We start from the raw sequence: 15,487 nt of genomic DNA on the forward strand, positions 1-15,487 counted from the left end.
GTATGACGAATCCGTTTATTTTCCACGAGATTGTCACGCCAGCACCCTTTGACCTCAGCCATTTTTATGGCGAGGTCTTTGGCTGGCGGTTTCAGAGAATTGATGATCAGGGAACGCTGTACGCCATCCGTTCTCCAACACCGGGCTGTGCGCCGGTTGGTCTGCTGACAAAAACCTCGGACGAGCCGGGGTTTTCCCAGAACACACTGTTTTATATTCAGGTTGAGGAGATCGATGCATTCTTGCCAAAAGCGGTATCGTTTGGCGCTCAGATCGTGATGCCCGCAACGGCTTCTTCTCTCGGTGAATGGCAGTACCGCCTGGCTGTGCTGTGCGATCCGCAGGGAAACCACTTCGGTGTAATGGAGCCTGTGACCCGAGCCGGGCAAGTGGTTCCGCTTCCCGGAACGCCTTTTGATTTCAATGAAATAGTGACAGCACATCCTACGGAGCTGGTCGCGCGCTTTTATCAGCCCTTGTTTGAGTGGACGATTGAGCTGACGGGCTCTTCGGAAGCGCCTTTTTATACCATCAGCACCGGCCGGAACGCGACACTGAGCGGCGGTATTGCGAAAGTCAGTGAGCAGCCCGGGTTTAATTCCTACGCCGGTTTTTATATCCGGGTGGACGATATAGCCCTCAGTTTAGAGAAAATTGGCCTGATGGGCGGTGAAGTGATCATGCCGGAAGTTACTGTGCCATTAGGGGATGAAAGGGTATCGATTGCCATGTTTACCGACCCGCAGCGGAATCAACTGGGACTAATTCGCCGGATTCAGGGAGTGAAGCCATGAGTTCATTGTGTATCGAAAGAAGAGGTTTGCTGCTAGGTGGCCGGATTTTCGGCGCTTTCACTGTTGGCGTCTTGAGTCCTGGGGCTTTGGCAGTCGGCGCTTTGGCTGCCGTCGTCATGAGTAGCGCCGTTTTGGCTGCCGACAATGGTGATGCCCCGGATGTGTATTTCACCATGGGTGTGCATAATGACTTTGGCTGCCAGCCAGCGTCTAAATGCCTACCACAGCGCCAGGCGGGCGATCCGAGTGATCCTCAGTACCCGGAATACTGGATCAGTGACTGGACCATGTTTCGGGTGTTCCAGAACTATGCAAACAATCCGCCGCCTTATACCAATCCCCCTGCCACACTGAGTCCGCAGGATTATACGGTTTCATACGGTACTACCTATTACGACAGTACTTACCGGCCTGCAGACGGCGATGGCGAAGGGGCGATGATGGAGCAGTACCACAAATACTGCCTGCCCATTTTCCCGATAGAAAATAACGAGTATTCCTGCTCGTTTGTGTCTCTCGGAAACAAGGCGTATTTCCTGACCTATCCGGAAGACAGACCAGCCGATATGCCGGAATGTTGTTTGTTCTCGCCGCAAAATCATCCGCCGAGACGGGATTTCATCAAGCACTTACCGTATAGCGCGAACCGAAGCGCGCTGCTGAATGGATCAGTACAAGCCTATGCACTGACCCTGCAAGGACCAGAACCTATCTTGTTTGGTTATGCATTCAATAAAGCACTGTCGCCTGACGCCGCGACTGGCGAATGGTACAGACATCCGCAGTCTTTTTACTTTTCAGGGGATTCGCAAACTGCGAAAGCCCCCATTGTCAGCCAGAACTACACCAGTTTTCGTAAACAGCGGCCTCAGGCAGCAGATACCTGGGATAAAGTCGGCCAGATGTGTACGGCACAACCTTTACCCAAGTGCCAGTTGTTTACGTATCAGGAGCAACAGGACAACAAAGCATTGCAGGCCATACCGGCAAAACGCGGCGCTGGTGTCTGGAGTGATTTGAAAGCGCCGCGCCTCAGACCATCGAGTGATTGAAGAGTCAGAGAATATAACGGGACAGGCACTTTTGTGGTGGCTGGGACAGTAAGATTATCGGGACAGGCTGGCTATATCGTCTGTCCCGATTCAGGTTACAGGTCTTTCTGATTCGCCGATGCCCAGCTTTGCTGAAATCCTGCCACCCAGAATCTGACCTCATGCTGAGTTTGCGGCAGTTGTATGGTGGCCCATTCGTTCATCGAAAATATGTCAAAGACAGACTGTAGTCCTTCACGTGAATTGGGCGTGGCAGTTAATGCATTGGATTTTGCATCACACCAAACGGTCATTTTCACATCTACGTCATTAACCGGAATCGTCGCTGTCGTTGTTGCTTCCATCTGACTGCAATCGCCTTCCCAGTCGAAATAGACCGCCAGGTTGCCTGATTTTGACCGTGTCAGGGACGAGAGAAAATTTCTCGCCGTTAATTTTTCAGACACCTGCTGAAATGTTTCATTCAGCTTTGCTTTCACCCTGAAGGCATCATTGGATGTGAGTGTCACGCCCTGAACTAATTCTTCCCGGGTACTCAGAATGCCTAAGCCATAGGTTAAGTAAAACAGGATATCACCATCTATTTCGTCATTGCTGAACTGCAACAAATAATCATTGGATGCTGTCTGAGAGAGATTTTCTGCAATCACGGCAAGGCTTTTTCTTCGTTGAGAGACATTCGAAAAACTTTGGATAGATAGCGGATAAAAAGAGGTAATGGCCTGATTTTCAGTGATACTTTCGGCACGAAAATTAAAGTAACTGACCATCTTGCCGTCCACTTCATCTATTTTCGTGTAACCAGCATGTGCGTTACCAGCCTCAGCATGTACGTTAAATACGATAAAAAACGAAAGTGCGAGAAATAAAAATTTAACCATCATGACTCTCCAAAGATTCGACGGTTCAGGCTATCACAGGTGATTTGACTGGCAGTTCTTTGATCAGAATTTAGTGAAGCTGGCCGAATAATTCAACGTCGTTCTGGTACCCAGATGACAGAAATTAACGGGACAGGCACTTTTGTGTAATGGCCAAGCTAGACACTTTTGTGACTCAGAAGTAACGGGATGAATTTAAAGGGACAGACACTTTTGTATCATGACCAGATTCAGTCAGGACAGACAGATTCAGCCTGCCCTGACTGATTTGCGCCTCTTTAATTCATCTTCATCGGTTCAGCTACCTGCGCGGATCGCGTATCGGATGCCATATTCTGCGGTGTGACTGTGCTTCTGGCATAGTGCCATTCGCGAAAATCACTGCCGGTTGGCGCTTGTGAAACGCGCAATCCGAACTCGGGCAGTACGGCATACAGGTGATCAAAAATATCCGATTGGATCTGCTCGTATTCCACCCAGACAGTGGTATTGGTAAAGCAGTAAATCTCCAGCGATATCCCTTCGTGTGAAGGCGGCAACTGACGCACCATCAAGGTCATGTGTTGGTGAATATTAGGGTGCTGGCGAAGGTAGCGTTCCAGATACGCACGAAAGTTGCCAAGGTTCGTTAAGCGACGGCCATTGATGCGGCAGCCTAAATCCGACTGCTTTTGTTCGTTGTACTGATTGATCTCTGCCACTTTATGCTTGATGTAAGGTTCGAGCAGCTGGACTTTTTCCAGATAGCGAATCTCATTGTCGGCCAGAAAATGTACGCTGGTGGCGTCAATCAGCACGCTGCGCTTAATACGGCGTCCCCCCGACTGTTGCATGCCTTTCCAGTTCTTAAATGAATCAGAAATCAGCGCGTAGGTTGGAATCGTGGTAATGGTTTTATCCCAGTTCTGCACTTTCACTGTGGTCAGACTGATATCAATCACATCACCGTCGGCGCCGTATTTCGGCATTTCCAGCCAGTCACCCACACTGAGCATTTTATTGGCGGATAACTGGATGCCCGCAACCAGCCCCAGGATCGGATCTTTAAACACCAGCATGATCACCGCGGTCATCGCACCCAGACCGCTGAGCAGTATGACCGGAGATTTGCCGATCAAAATCGAGGTACTCAGCAGGGCCGCAACCACAAAAAAGATGATTTTCAGACTCTGAGAAATGCCTCGCAACGGCATATTACGGCCAGCCTGCGTCCGGCTTAACAGCACTTCAATAACACCCAGTACCGCGTAGAGTGTCAGCAAGCTGTACAGCACGATCCACAGTGACGTGAAGGTTTGCAAAATCTCATACACGGCACTGTCACCAGACAGCCATAACTGGGTTTGCACCGCAATCACAATGCCCTGAATCAGCAAGGCAAACCGACTAAAGAGTTTCTTGCCAAATACCGCCTGATGCCAGAGCGTTTCGCTGTGCCCGGTGAACCGGTTCAGCCACAGAATCACACCGCGGTGCAGTATGAAATGAATTACGACAGAGATACCGGCGATCAACCCCAGCGCCTCGCCGAGATCAATCAGTTGATCGACATTAATATTGTGAGAAGTAAACCATTCAGTAAGCATGAAAAATAGTGCTGCCATAAATCACAAACAGGCCGTCAATGTAGCATGGATAGCGGCTTTTCAACATGAGGGGAAATGTTAAATCTTGGTGGGGAGGGCGAGGATTGAGGAGGTATTCGCTTTTATTTAATTATTCGCTTCGTGTTGTGTCACTAAATAGTCCCGGTCCTAAATTTCTGTATCGGCTATCGAAATACATACGCTTATTACACACGGCCGTGGTAGTTGTTTCACCGTATTAGATTATTGAAATGAGCAGACATAAATGTTTGGATAATCAAGGTGAGAGGACATTGAAACATTCCCAGGTGTAGACACTTTGTAGACACTCGGCGTTTTTGGATACAAAAAAGGCCGCTCAAAAGCGGCCTCAAATACATCGGGAAAACCGAATCACTCTTTCCCGTACACGTTATTTTCCTGCTCACGAACACGGATGAAAGTGGTGCGTTTTGTGAGCTCTTTGAGCTTCGCCGCGCCAACGTAGGTGCAGGTTGAGCGCACGCCGCCCATGATATCCTGGATGGTGTATTCTACTGGGCCGCGGTAAGGCAATAGTACGGTTTTTCCTTCAGCGGCACGGTAGTTGGCAACACCGCCGGAATGCTTGTCCATCGCGCTCTGAGATGACATGCCATAAAATTTCATGAATTGCTGGCCGTCTTTTTCAACGATTTCGCCGTTGCTTTCTTCGTGGCCAGCCAGCATACCGCCCAGCATCACGAAATCGGCACCGCCGCCGAAGGCTTTAGAGACATCACCGGCACAGGTGCAACCGCCGTCACCAATGATCTGTCCGCCCAGGCCGTGCGCGGCGTCTGCACATTCGATAATGGCAGACAGCTGCGGGTAGCCGACACCGGTTTTCACGCGAGTGGTGCACACTGAACCCGGGCCGATCCCCACTTTGACGATGTCTGCACCGGCCAGAATCAGCTCTTCGACCATGTCGCCAGTGACGACGTTACCGGCGCTGATGACTTTATCAGGGAATGCGGTACGGACTTTTTCCACGTACTCGACCAGGTGCTCAGAGTAACCGTTCGCAATATCGATGCAGATAAACATCAGATCGTCGGTCAGCGCCATGATGTCTTTGGTTTTCTGAAAATCCGCATCTGATGTACCGGTAGAAACCATGGCGTGTTTGAGTACATCAGCCGGGTTTTCTTTGATGAAACCGGCCCAGTCCTCAACCGTATAGTGTTTGTGAATGGCGGTCATGACATTGTGTTTTGCCAGTGCTTTTGCCATGTCAAAGCTGCCGACTGAATCCATATTGGCGGCAATAATGGGGACGCCTGACCATTGACGGCCGCTATGCTTGAATGTAAAATCGCGGGTTAATTCAACTTGAGATCGGCTTTTCAGGGTTGAACGTTTCGGGCGAAACAGTACATCTTTGAATCCCAGTTTCAGGTCTTGTTCGATACGCATGGAAGTTCCTTCTTTATCTTCACTGTGACTATCGGATATTGCTCGTCAGTTATGCGCTATTGGCAGATAGCAAATTTCCTGAAGAGCAGGCACAAAAAAACCGGAGCGTTGGCAGACGCTCCGGTTTTCAGCATTATAGGCGCAGTTATTTTTTCTACAAGCCTGAAAAATGCATTTTTTTTATGGTATCCTCCCGAAGATTGCATCCAGACGTTTCACTCCAATTGCTACAATCAGGTGGCGTTTTGGCGAATCCTCAAGCACTCAAATCACTTCATAACCAGACGCGGATGACTTCCTGAATCCGAATGTCAAATTTATCATTTTTCTCTTCCAATCTGTTTCAATCCTTGGATAATCCTATGAGTCTCGCTGGCTAAGTGGATCGATTTACCTTGTTTAATAAAAGAAAAACAAAACAGATATTCCCGCTGGATTTCTACGGTGAAGATGGCAGCTGGCGCTTTATTCTGCGGGCTTACTCGTCTGATGAAGTTCTGGATGCTATGTATTGGCGCGCATATATTTCTTGTCACCGGAAGGAGTTTGATCTGCTTCATCTGGCGATCGACAAGTTCAACTATAAGTACAACTACTCGGCCTCTGACGTCTCGGAGTTGCATTTGGGGGCCGTGGGGTCTGCGATGCGGGTCAATATGATGGGACCGATTGTGCCGGTTAAGCATTTGCTGGCCAATATTGCAGAAAGGCTGGAAAACAAGCCGGTCAGCGGTGAGAAAACCCAGGCCGCAACGCATACCGGGCAGCTTCAGGCTAAGTCATCTTAGGCGCTGAACAATGGCCCGAATGACGACTGAATATTTAAAAGGAGCGATGGCTCCTTTTTTAATGTCTGATTTTGGTAAAAGCTTGTGGAGACATTATCTTAAGTTCGCTATGTTAGTAAACGAATCTGACAATAATCATGTAGGTGAATGGATGAACTCATGGACGCAGGGCAGATATCTGGCCGTCTCTTTGTTGCTGGCGACTCAGTTTGGGCTGGTCAGCGCTGCGCATGCCACCACGGAGCTGGCATCCATGTCAGAGTTGGTGGGGAAGTGGCAGTGTCTTCCGGATGAGAAGGCATCGGACAAGGAAGAGAGCTGGGTGAATTATGATTTTCATCACGATGGCAAAGTTAATTCTAAAGAATGGATTCGCTATCAGGATCAAGGCAAAACTGAACTGGAATTCAACCTGTTTGTCGACTATCACCTTGAGTCACTGGAAGGTGAATACCGTTTAAAACCGTTATCAATGAAACGGGAAATACTGTCAGATCCCAATCAGGCCAATCCTTTTGGCTATGATGCGCAACGCGATCTCATGGGTTACCGTATTTTCCTGCAGCCTGTGATGAAAGGAAAAAACAAAGCGCAGTTCGAAATGTGGTATCACATTACCCCGCAGAATCATTTTTCTATGCAATGTCAGCGTCAGGCCGCCTGACGTGTGTTCAGTCTTTGCGCAGATCGCTCACGCTTGAAATCGGCGTAGGAAAGCGGCTCACTACCCAGTAAGTGGACAGGATGAAAGTAGTGAGTGTCGCGGCTTGAATAAAGAGCATGCCCTGATCGGAAACCAGACCGGCGGTTAAGGCAGAATAAGCCAGCAAGAGTGAAAACTCGCTGGCTTGGCTGAGCCGGGCAGACAGTTCCTGAGGCGCTTTTTCCTTGGCCAGCTTCAATGCAACAATGAATCCAGCTGCTTTTACTGCCACCAGCAGTACCCCGAACAGGCCGCCCCACAGCAACATAGTCCCACCTTGTGTGATATCCATTTTTGCGCCCACCGCGAAGAAAAACAGAATCAGAAAAAACTCCCTCAAAGGTTTCAGGTGCAGGGAAATGGCTTGCGAAACCCGACTGATTGCAATGGACAGCCCGGCGACGAATGCCCCGATTTCATAGGATAAACCAGCCAGGTGAGCCGTTTCCGCCCACAGCAGGCACCATGCCAGTGCGGTAACAAAGGTGTATTCCTGAATCACATCAAAACGACGAAACAGGGGGAGCACCAGATAGCGGACGCCTAAATACGCCAGCAGGCAGAGCAATCCTAATTTCAGCAGGATGAGTACAAAGGCGCTGATCATGGCATCAGGCTCACGCACATTCAGGAACAGAATCACAATGATAGCCAGCATGTCCTGTATCAGTAACACGCTGGTCATGACTTCCCCCACGCGCTGATGGTGAAGAGTGGTGGTCGGAATCAATTTCAACCCTATGACGGTACTTGAGAACATCAGTGCGGCGGCTGCCACAAGCGAATCGCCAAGTGACAGGCCGATCAGCAAGCTAAATCCCAGTGTCACCAGAAAGAAGAGACAGCAGGTCCCCAGTGTGATCAGGGCGCTTTCTTTAAAGAGACTCAGCAGCTTGAAAGGTTGCAGGTTCAGGCCCAGCAGAAACAGCAAGAGGATGACACCGAACTGGCCGAACTGGATGATTCTGTCGCTGTCATTCAGCAAGCCTAACCCACTAGGGCCAAGGGCAATGCCGGCAACTATGTACGCCAGGATAATAGGCTGGCGGGCATACAGGAACATTGTGCCTATTAACGCTGAACTGACCACAATGATCCCGAGTTCGAAAATCATGGTTTGCAGTTCATTTAACATACAGCACCCATACGACAGCAATCAGGCTTGTTGATCCCTTAAAAGCATAGATGCTTTAGTGGGACAGACACTATTGCGACCGGCAAATCGGATATTGCTTTAACGGGACAGACACTATTGTGACGGGCTAATCGGATGCCATATCGGGACAGACACTTTTATATGTGGCGGGCAAATCCGGCTAGGATACTCGCCAATCGATCTATTTTGCTATTGGAGAGCTGGCGATAATCAAAGTAGGGACAGATGACCAGCCTGTGCTCGCGGTTTATTGCGAATTCATTATCCAGCCAGATGAGAGGCACAGTCAGTTTCTCCTCGTGGATCAGTTTCTTGGCGTAGGTTCTTCCCATAATGATGTGGTAGCGAGGGGCTGAATCTGATGTATCAAGAACGGGCGGGTTGAATAACAGCGCGGTTTGGCTGGATTGCTGGAGAAGGAAATCATCTCTGAATGACTGCCAACTCGGGGCGTTCGTTGAATGAGGAAACACCTTGCTGTCGAGGGCATAAATCAGCTTAGCGTACACATTGAACACTTTTCGCCAACCGTTGCCGCACGCCTGGCCGATAGCCTGTATTTCGCCTGAAGCAGCTGGCTGTAATTGATCCAGATATGCCATCCCGGGCATGTCTGGCCGGTTTTCGATATAAGCGGCTAAGGAAAAGTCGGGACATCCCAGCCCGATGAGGCGTTGCGTGCTATCTTCGGCGAAAGTGTTTGTATTTTCAGGCATCTGTGTCGATCTTCTTTGTATGCAGTATGTTGAGTGAATGTAAGCGCGATTTTACTTAAGGTTTACTTGCGGTTGACACTGCTTTACCAAGCTATATGTACGCTGTACACATATGCAGAAAAACAGGTAGTGTTATATGAAAACTCTATGGATTGGTATCTTGTGCTTGTCTCTGATTGCACCAGTAACCAGCTTTGCTCATGGCGGCAGAGATCACGGTGGCAGAGACCATGGTTATGATCATGGTTATAAAAAATACTATAAGCATAAACATAAGCACAGACACCATCATCATCGTAAACCGGCCAGACATTATCACCATCATGAGGTTGTCGTTATTAAGGAACGCCCACGCAGGGAGTATCACCGAACCAATTTACCCGAATTGGTCACCTTTGCTGTGGTATCTGGTATTACCTATGCCATTATTGATAACGCATTTTATAAAAAATCTGGTGATAATTACGTTTATACCCCATATCGCCCTTAAGCTGCCATCAGACTGTTCCGTTCATTATCCTCCAGATTTACAGACCTTCTGTCAGAAATGGCAGGAGGTTTTTTACATTCTGCGTTTTTACTTCCTCTGTACATGCACAGATAATCAATATTTTTGGTGGGATACATATCACAAACGGTATTTTATGCTGGTTTTTAGATGAGTTCACAGCGGTGCCGCAACTCAAGTATCAAAGTAATAAGCTTTTAAAATCAGATGGTTACGATTTTTCCTAGCAAAGAACACTGCTTTTCCGTGAAGCCAGATTGAAATACTAGATTGTTAGGCCAGTCATATTCACTTATATGGTTAAATGTTCTTAATTTTATCTATTGTGTGAAGTTTATATCTGCTAGGTCTTGGCTTTGTCGAATTTTCCTTTACTCTAGCTTGTAACTGAATTGTTAATCTCTTGTTTGTGGTTTGCTGCAAACGGGAGAGCGTCCGACACAGTTGCGGACGGCTAGGGATAAGGCGCTGCTAAGAGGAGCTGATGCAATGAATGTTTCACTGGATCGTACTTTTCAACTCACACAACTAAGCGGGCAGGCTATCAATGAGCTTTCCCCTTCGTTCAATCATTTGCCTAAAACCGGGCACGCAGATGGCGAGTACCGTCTTCGCCGTTATTCCATTGTGAAAGCGACCGCCAATGGCGTGCAGCACATGCCGCCCAGGGCCTTTGTGCAATCTGACGACATTAACCACTTTCAGGGCAATGTCAGCCGCAGTTTTGAGCCTTTGGAAGACAAGATACTTTTTAGTGCCGGGATGCGTGAAATGTGTGAAGTGTTCAAGCGTGCCAATGCCTTATCAGATGATCAGGAAATTGAAATTCATCAGATCCGTATTGCTGCGCTGGAGGGTGAGACTCAGGTTGCGCCAGAAGGGGTGCATCAGGATGGTTTTAATCACATTGCTGTGATTGGGATTGGACGTGAAAACATCGAGGGCGGTGAGTTTCTGGTCTACAAAAACAAAAATCAACTGCCTTTTCTTAGCATGGCGCTCGAGCAGGGTGAGGTCGCTATTCTGGCCGATGATCAGCTCTGGCATAATGCGCGTCCGATTAAGGCTGTGAAGAAAGATCAACAAGGCTACATGGATCTGTTTGTTCTGACAGCCCGGGAGACCCAGTATGCACTTTGATGTCTCGAGTGTTCGACAGCAGTTCCCCGCACTGGCTCAACAAATCAATGATGCACCTGTGTATTTCTTTGACGGGCCGGGCGGAGCACAGGTGCCTGCCAGTGTGTTACAGGCGATGACGGATTACCTTGGCCGATATAATGCCAATCTGGGCGGTTCGTTTTTCTCCAGCGAGGTGACAGTGTCACTCATGGCAAAGGCGCGTGAGTCTGTTCAGGCCTTGCTCAATGCACCGTCGCCCGACAATATTGTCTTCGGTCCGAATATGACCTCTCTGACTTTTCAGCTCAGTCGTGCCATTTCACGCGACTGGCAGCAGGGTGACGAAGTGATTGTGACGTCCCTGGATCATTATTCGAACGTGTCCAGCTGGCAGCAAGCGGCGGATGACAAAGGGGTACTGGTTCGTCAGGTTCGGGTGAATGAAGCCGACTGCACACTGGACTATGAGCACTTTGAGTCTTTACTGAATAATAAGACGCGGCTGGTGGCCGTCACTTATGCGTCGAATACAACCGGCTCGCTGGTGGACGTTGCACGTATTGTTAAAGCCGCACACAGTGTCGGCGCGCAAGTCTATGTTGATGCCGTGCACTATGCTCCACACAAGCTGGTGGATGTGCAGGCACTGGGCTGTGATTTTCTGGCATGTTCGGCCTATAAATTCTTTGGCCCGCATGTGGGGATCGCTTATGTGGCACCTCAGTGGCTGCAGACTCTGAAGCCGTATAAAGTTGAACCTGCTACCGATATCGGTCCGGGACGTTTTGAAACGGGAACCCAGAATTTTGAGGGTTTGGCGGGAGTAGTGGCTGCGATTGACTATCTGGCACAATGGGGCGATCCGCAAGACAGCTTACGTGAGCGTCTGGCAGCCAGTTACTCTCAGTATCAGTCTCATGAAGAAGCGCTGAGTCAGCACTTTTTGAACCGGGTCAGGAAATTCAGCAATGTGACTTTGCTGGGTATCGAGGATGATAAACGGCTCGCAGAACGCACCCCGACTTTTGCGATACGTATTGATAATGTACCGCCGTCGGATATAGCCTCTCGCCTGAGTCAACAGAATATGTGCGTCTGGAACGGTCACTTTTATGCGTTAGGCTTGTGCCAGCAGTTAGGGGTACTTGAAAGTGGCGGCGTCGTCCGAATTGGTTTCATGCATTACAATACTCAAGCAGAAATTGATCGACTTTTTGAAGCGTTAGCGCCGTTTTTGAACCCTGTTTCTGAATCCTGTTTCTGAACAATTAATAACAATTATTACTGCCATTTGCAGAACACTGTCACAGGCTTAATTCATTAAGCTGAACGAATGAAAGCCCGCGTTATCTCGCGGGTTTTTTCTTGTTGAGTGCATGACACCCCAGCTCAGCATCGGGTTTTCTGTATGGGTTGGCCTGACGCTGCTGGTTGAGATACACACCGAACAAAATCAATATCATTCCCGCGATTGGCCAGATCATATCTAAAAGTGACAAAAGTGACTGTCCCTTTATGAACAGCAAAACCAGGGAAAGTGACACACTCACCAGCATTTGCCCGCTGATCACCAGCAAGCTTGTTCGCATCGCTCCAATTCTGGGGAGCACAAAGCTATTAATTGCCACAAATAACACACCAATGACTCCCCCAGCGTAAGCACTTAATGGGGCATTTTGTGGTAAAGAGAAAGAGCTGCCATGAACAAGCAGCACAAGTAATGACAGAAAGATAAACCCTATCAGGTGGTTCCAGTAAGATGAGAGCATTGCAGTGCGGTCAAGACTTAACCGACCGTTCAAAACGCGGCTCAGGCTAATACAGATACCGTTGAGTACAGCAAGAAAAATGAACCAGGACATGGCTTATCCTCATTAATCAGTAATATTTTAATAATCAGCTGGGTGTAAAAATGATCAGCATGCTGCCCGAGAGAATGCAGCACACCACGGCTAAATCTTGAGAAGAAATTTTCCTTTTATTCGAGCCCATCAGTCCGAACACATCACTGAGCATCCCGAAAAGTGTCTGTCCCACCAGCATAAAAGCCACAGAGCCCGACAGGCCCAACGGGCTATTCACCGTAGCCGCAGCCAGAATAACGGTAAATGCACCGGGAATACCGCCCAGATAAGCCCACTTGGGAACAGGTTTGGTTGCCGGGCGAGTCGGTTTACTCCGAAGATGACAGACACACAATATCAAGCCAGCAAACGCTGCACCTATGCCATGTGCAACCCAGGAGGCCAAGATTGGAGAGCTGTATGCGGCCAACTGGCTGTTGAGCACAATCAGGAGTGACAACATAGCACCAGCAAAAAGCGCAAGCAGAGCAGGGGATAATTTCAGCATGGGTAATCCAACTCATTGTGTAGTTTCTGAGATGGATTTTATATTGTGCCTGTGGGGTTTATAATTGGGTTAAATAGAAAAACACTGTTGAGATATAGTATACAAATGCGTGATAACGATGTTTTCAGTGCTATTCCTGTTTTCGTCACTGTAGTGGAATGTGGCAGCTTTTCTGCAGCGGCTGAACGGCTGGGGATCACTAAATCTGCAGTCAGTAAACGTATCAATCACCTTGAGGCGAAACTGGGGACGCGTTTACTGAACAGGACAACGCGAAGCCTTAGCCTGACCGATGCCGGTGAGCAGTACTTTGAATCTGCCAGGGCCGCTTATCAGCTTGCTCGTGAAGCTGAAGATAAACTCGGCCACTTACAGGGCAACCCTAGCGGGCTGCTAAAAGTGACTGTCCCGATGACGTTTGGGCGCCTGCACATCAGCCCGTTGATCCCTGAGTTTCTGCAACGATATCCCGATATCCGGCTGGAGATGACACTGGACGACAAAATGGTCGATCTGGTCGAAGGGGGTTATGATCTTTCTATACGTATTGGTTATATACCTGAATCCAGCCTCGTTGCGCGGCGGTTAGCGCCTTGTCGAAGTGTGCTTTGCGCTGCTCCGCACTATTTGGAAAAGCACGGTACTCCACAGTCACCAGCGGATTTACAGAATCATAACTGCCTGTATTACAGCTATTTTCGTGGTGGTGCTGAATGGCGATTTGACGGGCCTGCTGGTGTTGAGAGCATTCAGCCCAGAGGGAATTACCAGGCCAATAACAGTGAAGTGCTGCGAGATGCTTTGGTTGCTGGCTTGGGCATTTGTCAGATGCCGACCTTTATCGTGGGGGCGGATTTAGCTTCAGGGAAATTGATTCCGGTAATGCCAGATTATGTGTTGCCGCTGCATGCTGTGTATGCCATGTTTCCAGAACGTAAACATTTACCTGAGAAAGTAAGGGTGCTGATTGACTATCTGGTGGATAAGTTGGGAGGCGATGAGCCGCGCTGGGATCGCTTTTAGGAGTAGCTTTTAGGAGGACAGGCACTTTTACGGGAAACCTAAATGGGACAGGCAAATTAGTGATCTAACTGGTTGTGTATTAACAGAGGTAGCTATTCTGACTGATAGGGTTCGGACTGATAACAAAAGTGAGGGCTGATGTGCCGGGAAAGTTGCGGCTAGCCCGTAAAATTAGCAAAACGGTAAAAATGAGCAGTGATTTGAGATGCGTTGACCCGATCTAAAATCTTATGCTGAAGCTTTGTAACGATTCACCGATCAAGGTTTAATTGGTGGATAATTGAGTGCCAGAAATTCGTTTCCGTCCTACCAATGACAGGCAGGCTTTCATTGATGACTTTGCCCCAATCATATTGCCTTTCTCAAATCGTTTGTATGTGCGAAGCCAGTGAGAGTTATTCAATCCTAATCGCTTAAGAATGGGTGGCGCATCGTGAGCGATCTGCCCCGTTTTTCCTTCATGAAAATGCCTGCCTATCCAGTCGAGAAGTTCCAGATAATCCGCCAGATGATAGGGGATTCCTTCTTGCGTGCTGTTGTTTTGGCCAATAAAAGGATAGAGGTAAGCCACACTGGCTTTGGGATTGCGCAAGTTATCGAGACGGAATTGGACTGACGTGAAGTCTGATGTTTCCGGTGTTTCAGCTATACCGGCACGGACGGGGTTTAAATCGACATACGCCATAGCCGCGGCCAGTGCTTTATCATCCAGCAGGGCCTGACTTTTGAATCGTCCCTCCCAGAAGTGTCCGCTACAGCCATCTTCTTTATTCGCTTCGGAAGCAATGAATTGATTGAGCAACCGCATAAACCAGCTGATGCTGTAGAGACGCTGTCGCCAGGTTTGAATGATGGAACAGACTGCGTTGTATTCATCCTGGGTATGAATATCACCCCGCAGATAGCGTTGGATCAAGACGGGAGGATTGTGAAATGATAGCCAGCGATCAATGACGTCACTGTCAGTCAAAGAGTCGGCTTTGGCTTTGTTAATATGCAGCACAAGGTGATAGTGATTACTCATGATGGCGTAAGCACAGAGGTCGATGCAAAACACTTTTGCTAATGCAAACAGCCTGTCTTCAACCCAGCTACGGCGGTGCTCATAACTGACACCGGACTCCTTATCCTGTCCGCAGAGGAAAGCGCGGCGCACACACCGGGAAATGCAGTGGTAATAGGCCGTGGCTTCAAGGCAAATTTGCTGGTGTCTGGCTGTTGTCATGGAAGCGTTCACAAATAAATGACTGGATGTATGAACAGTATATAAAAGACGGTTTGGATGAGAAGTCGGATAGTGAAAAAATCGATGCGATGCACAGTGCGGTGTAATTGAGACAGCTGTAACTTTCAGGTAATCCGCAGAATC

At 48.6% G+C, this 15,487-nt stretch carries 16 protein-coding genes; 8 read left to right on the plus strand and 8 right to left on the minus strand.

Features of this window, described 5'->3' with window-relative positions:
- Nucleotides 1-2 precede the first annotated feature (2 nt).
- Both P0Y67_RS06835 and P0Y67_RS06840 read left to right on the plus strand, forming a co-directional pair.
- Nucleotides 3-794 (plus strand): VOC family protein, encoded by a 792-nt coding sequence (locus tag P0Y67_RS06835; RefSeq protein ID WP_342391267.1) that lies wholly within the window; start codon nt 3-5, stop codon nt 792-794.
- Nucleotides 791-1,846: a hypothetical protein gene (locus tag P0Y67_RS06840; RefSeq protein ID WP_342391268.1), complete on the plus strand. Its 1,056-nt coding sequence runs from the start codon at nt 791-793 to the stop codon at nt 1,844-1,846. Before P0Y67_RS06835 ends, P0Y67_RS06840 begins: the two co-directional genes overlap by 4 nt.
- A gap of 95 nt (nt 1,847-1,941) precedes the next feature.
- On the opposite strand, the gene P0Y67_RS06845 is transcribed toward P0Y67_RS06840, so the two are convergent.
- The 3 genes from P0Y67_RS06845 to P0Y67_RS06855 all read right to left on the minus strand — a co-directional run bounded on the left by P0Y67_RS06845 (nt 1,942) and on the right by P0Y67_RS06855 (nt 5,750).
- Complete coding sequence (locus P0Y67_RS06845; protein ID WP_342391269.1) at nt 1,942-2,727, minus strand: hypothetical protein; 786 nt, start codon at nt 2,725-2,727, stop codon at nt 1,942-1,944.
- 278 nt (nt 2,728-3,005) lie between these two features.
- Entirely contained in the window at nt 3,006-4,313 is a 1,308-nt protein-coding gene (locus tag P0Y67_RS06850; RefSeq protein WP_342391270.1) for a mechanosensitive ion channel family protein, read from the minus strand.
- 393 nt (nt 4,314-4,706) lie between these two features.
- The gene (locus P0Y67_RS06855; RefSeq protein WP_342391271.1) at nt 4,707-5,750 is read right to left on the minus strand and encodes a GMP reductase; all 1,044 of its coding nucleotides are present in this window, start codon (nt 5,748-5,750) and stop codon (nt 4,707-4,709) included.
- 395 nt (nt 5,751-6,145) lie between these two features.
- Here P0Y67_RS06855 and P0Y67_RS06860 point away from each other — a divergent pair, with 395 nt between their 5' ends.
- A complete protein-coding gene (locus tag P0Y67_RS06860; protein WP_342391272.1) occupies nt 6,146-6,538 on the plus strand; it encodes a hypothetical protein in 393 nt (130 codons plus the stop codon).
- A gap of 151 nt (nt 6,539-6,689) precedes the next feature.
- The gene (locus P0Y67_RS06865) at nt 6,690-7,202 is read left to right on the plus strand and encodes a hypothetical protein (protein WP_051287776.1); all 513 of its coding nucleotides are present in this window, start codon (nt 6,690-6,692) and stop codon (nt 7,200-7,202) included.
- 7 nt (nt 7,203-7,209) lie between these two features.
- On the opposite strand, the gene P0Y67_RS06870 is transcribed toward P0Y67_RS06865, so the two are convergent.
- Nucleotides 7,210-8,376, minus strand: coding sequence for a cation:proton antiporter (locus P0Y67_RS06870; protein ID WP_342391273.1), 1,167 nt, complete (start codon nt 8,374-8,376; stop codon nt 7,210-7,212).
- A 158-nt stretch (nt 8,377-8,534) separates the two neighbouring features.
- Nucleotides 8,535-9,113 (minus strand): DUF6942 family protein, encoded by a 579-nt coding sequence (locus P0Y67_RS06875; RefSeq protein ID WP_342391274.1) that lies wholly within the window; start codon nt 9,111-9,113, stop codon nt 8,535-8,537.
- A 136-nt stretch (nt 9,114-9,249) separates the two neighbouring features.
- Between P0Y67_RS06875 and P0Y67_RS06880 the strand changes: the two genes are divergently transcribed.
- The 3 genes from P0Y67_RS06880 to P0Y67_RS06890 all read left to right on the plus strand — a co-directional run bounded on the left by P0Y67_RS06880 (nt 9,250) and on the right by P0Y67_RS06890 (nt 12,007).
- Entirely contained in the window at nt 9,250-9,603 is a 354-nt protein-coding gene (locus tag P0Y67_RS06880; protein WP_342391275.1) for a hypothetical protein, read from the plus strand.
- A gap of 507 nt (nt 9,604-10,110) precedes the next feature.
- Entirely contained in the window at nt 10,111-10,761 is a 651-nt protein-coding gene (locus P0Y67_RS06885; RefSeq protein ID WP_342391276.1) for a 2OG-Fe dioxygenase family protein, read from the plus strand.
- Nucleotides 10,751-12,007: a cysteine desulfurase-like protein gene (locus P0Y67_RS06890; protein ID WP_342391277.1), complete on the plus strand. Its 1,257-nt coding sequence runs from the start codon at nt 10,751-10,753 to the stop codon at nt 12,005-12,007. Before P0Y67_RS06885 ends, P0Y67_RS06890 begins: the two co-directional genes overlap by 11 nt.
- 82 nt (nt 12,008-12,089) lie before the next feature.
- Here P0Y67_RS06890 and P0Y67_RS06895 read toward each other — a convergent pair whose 3' ends face one another.
- Together P0Y67_RS06895 and P0Y67_RS06900 are read right to left on the minus strand one after the other, a co-directional pair.
- Nucleotides 12,090-12,605, minus strand: a complete 516-nt coding sequence (locus P0Y67_RS06895) for a DMT family transporter (RefSeq protein WP_342391278.1) — start codon at nt 12,603-12,605, stop codon at nt 12,090-12,092.
- Between the two features lie 34 nt (nt 12,606-12,639).
- The gene (locus P0Y67_RS06900) at nt 12,640-13,095 is read right to left on the minus strand and encodes a DMT family transporter (protein ID WP_342391279.1); all 456 of its coding nucleotides are present in this window, start codon (nt 13,093-13,095) and stop codon (nt 12,640-12,642) included.
- Nucleotides 13,096-13,200: 105 nt separating this feature from the next.
- Here P0Y67_RS06900 and P0Y67_RS06905 point away from each other — a divergent pair, with 105 nt between their 5' ends.
- Nucleotides 13,201-14,118 (plus strand): LysR family transcriptional regulator, encoded by a 918-nt coding sequence (locus P0Y67_RS06905; protein WP_342391280.1) that lies wholly within the window; start codon nt 13,201-13,203, stop codon nt 14,116-14,118.
- 265 nt (nt 14,119-14,383) lie between these two features.
- Here P0Y67_RS06905 and P0Y67_RS06910 read toward each other — a convergent pair whose 3' ends face one another.
- Complete coding sequence (locus tag P0Y67_RS06910; RefSeq protein ID WP_342391281.1) at nt 14,384-15,343, minus strand: alpha-amylase family glycosyl hydrolase; 960 nt, start codon at nt 15,341-15,343, stop codon at nt 14,384-14,386.
- Nucleotides 15,344-15,487 lie beyond the last annotated feature (144 nt).

It is taken from the genome of Photobacterium sp. SP02, from assembly GCF_038519165.1.
GTDB lineage: Bacteria > Pseudomonadota > Gammaproteobacteria > Enterobacterales > Vibrionaceae > Photobacterium > Photobacterium halotolerans.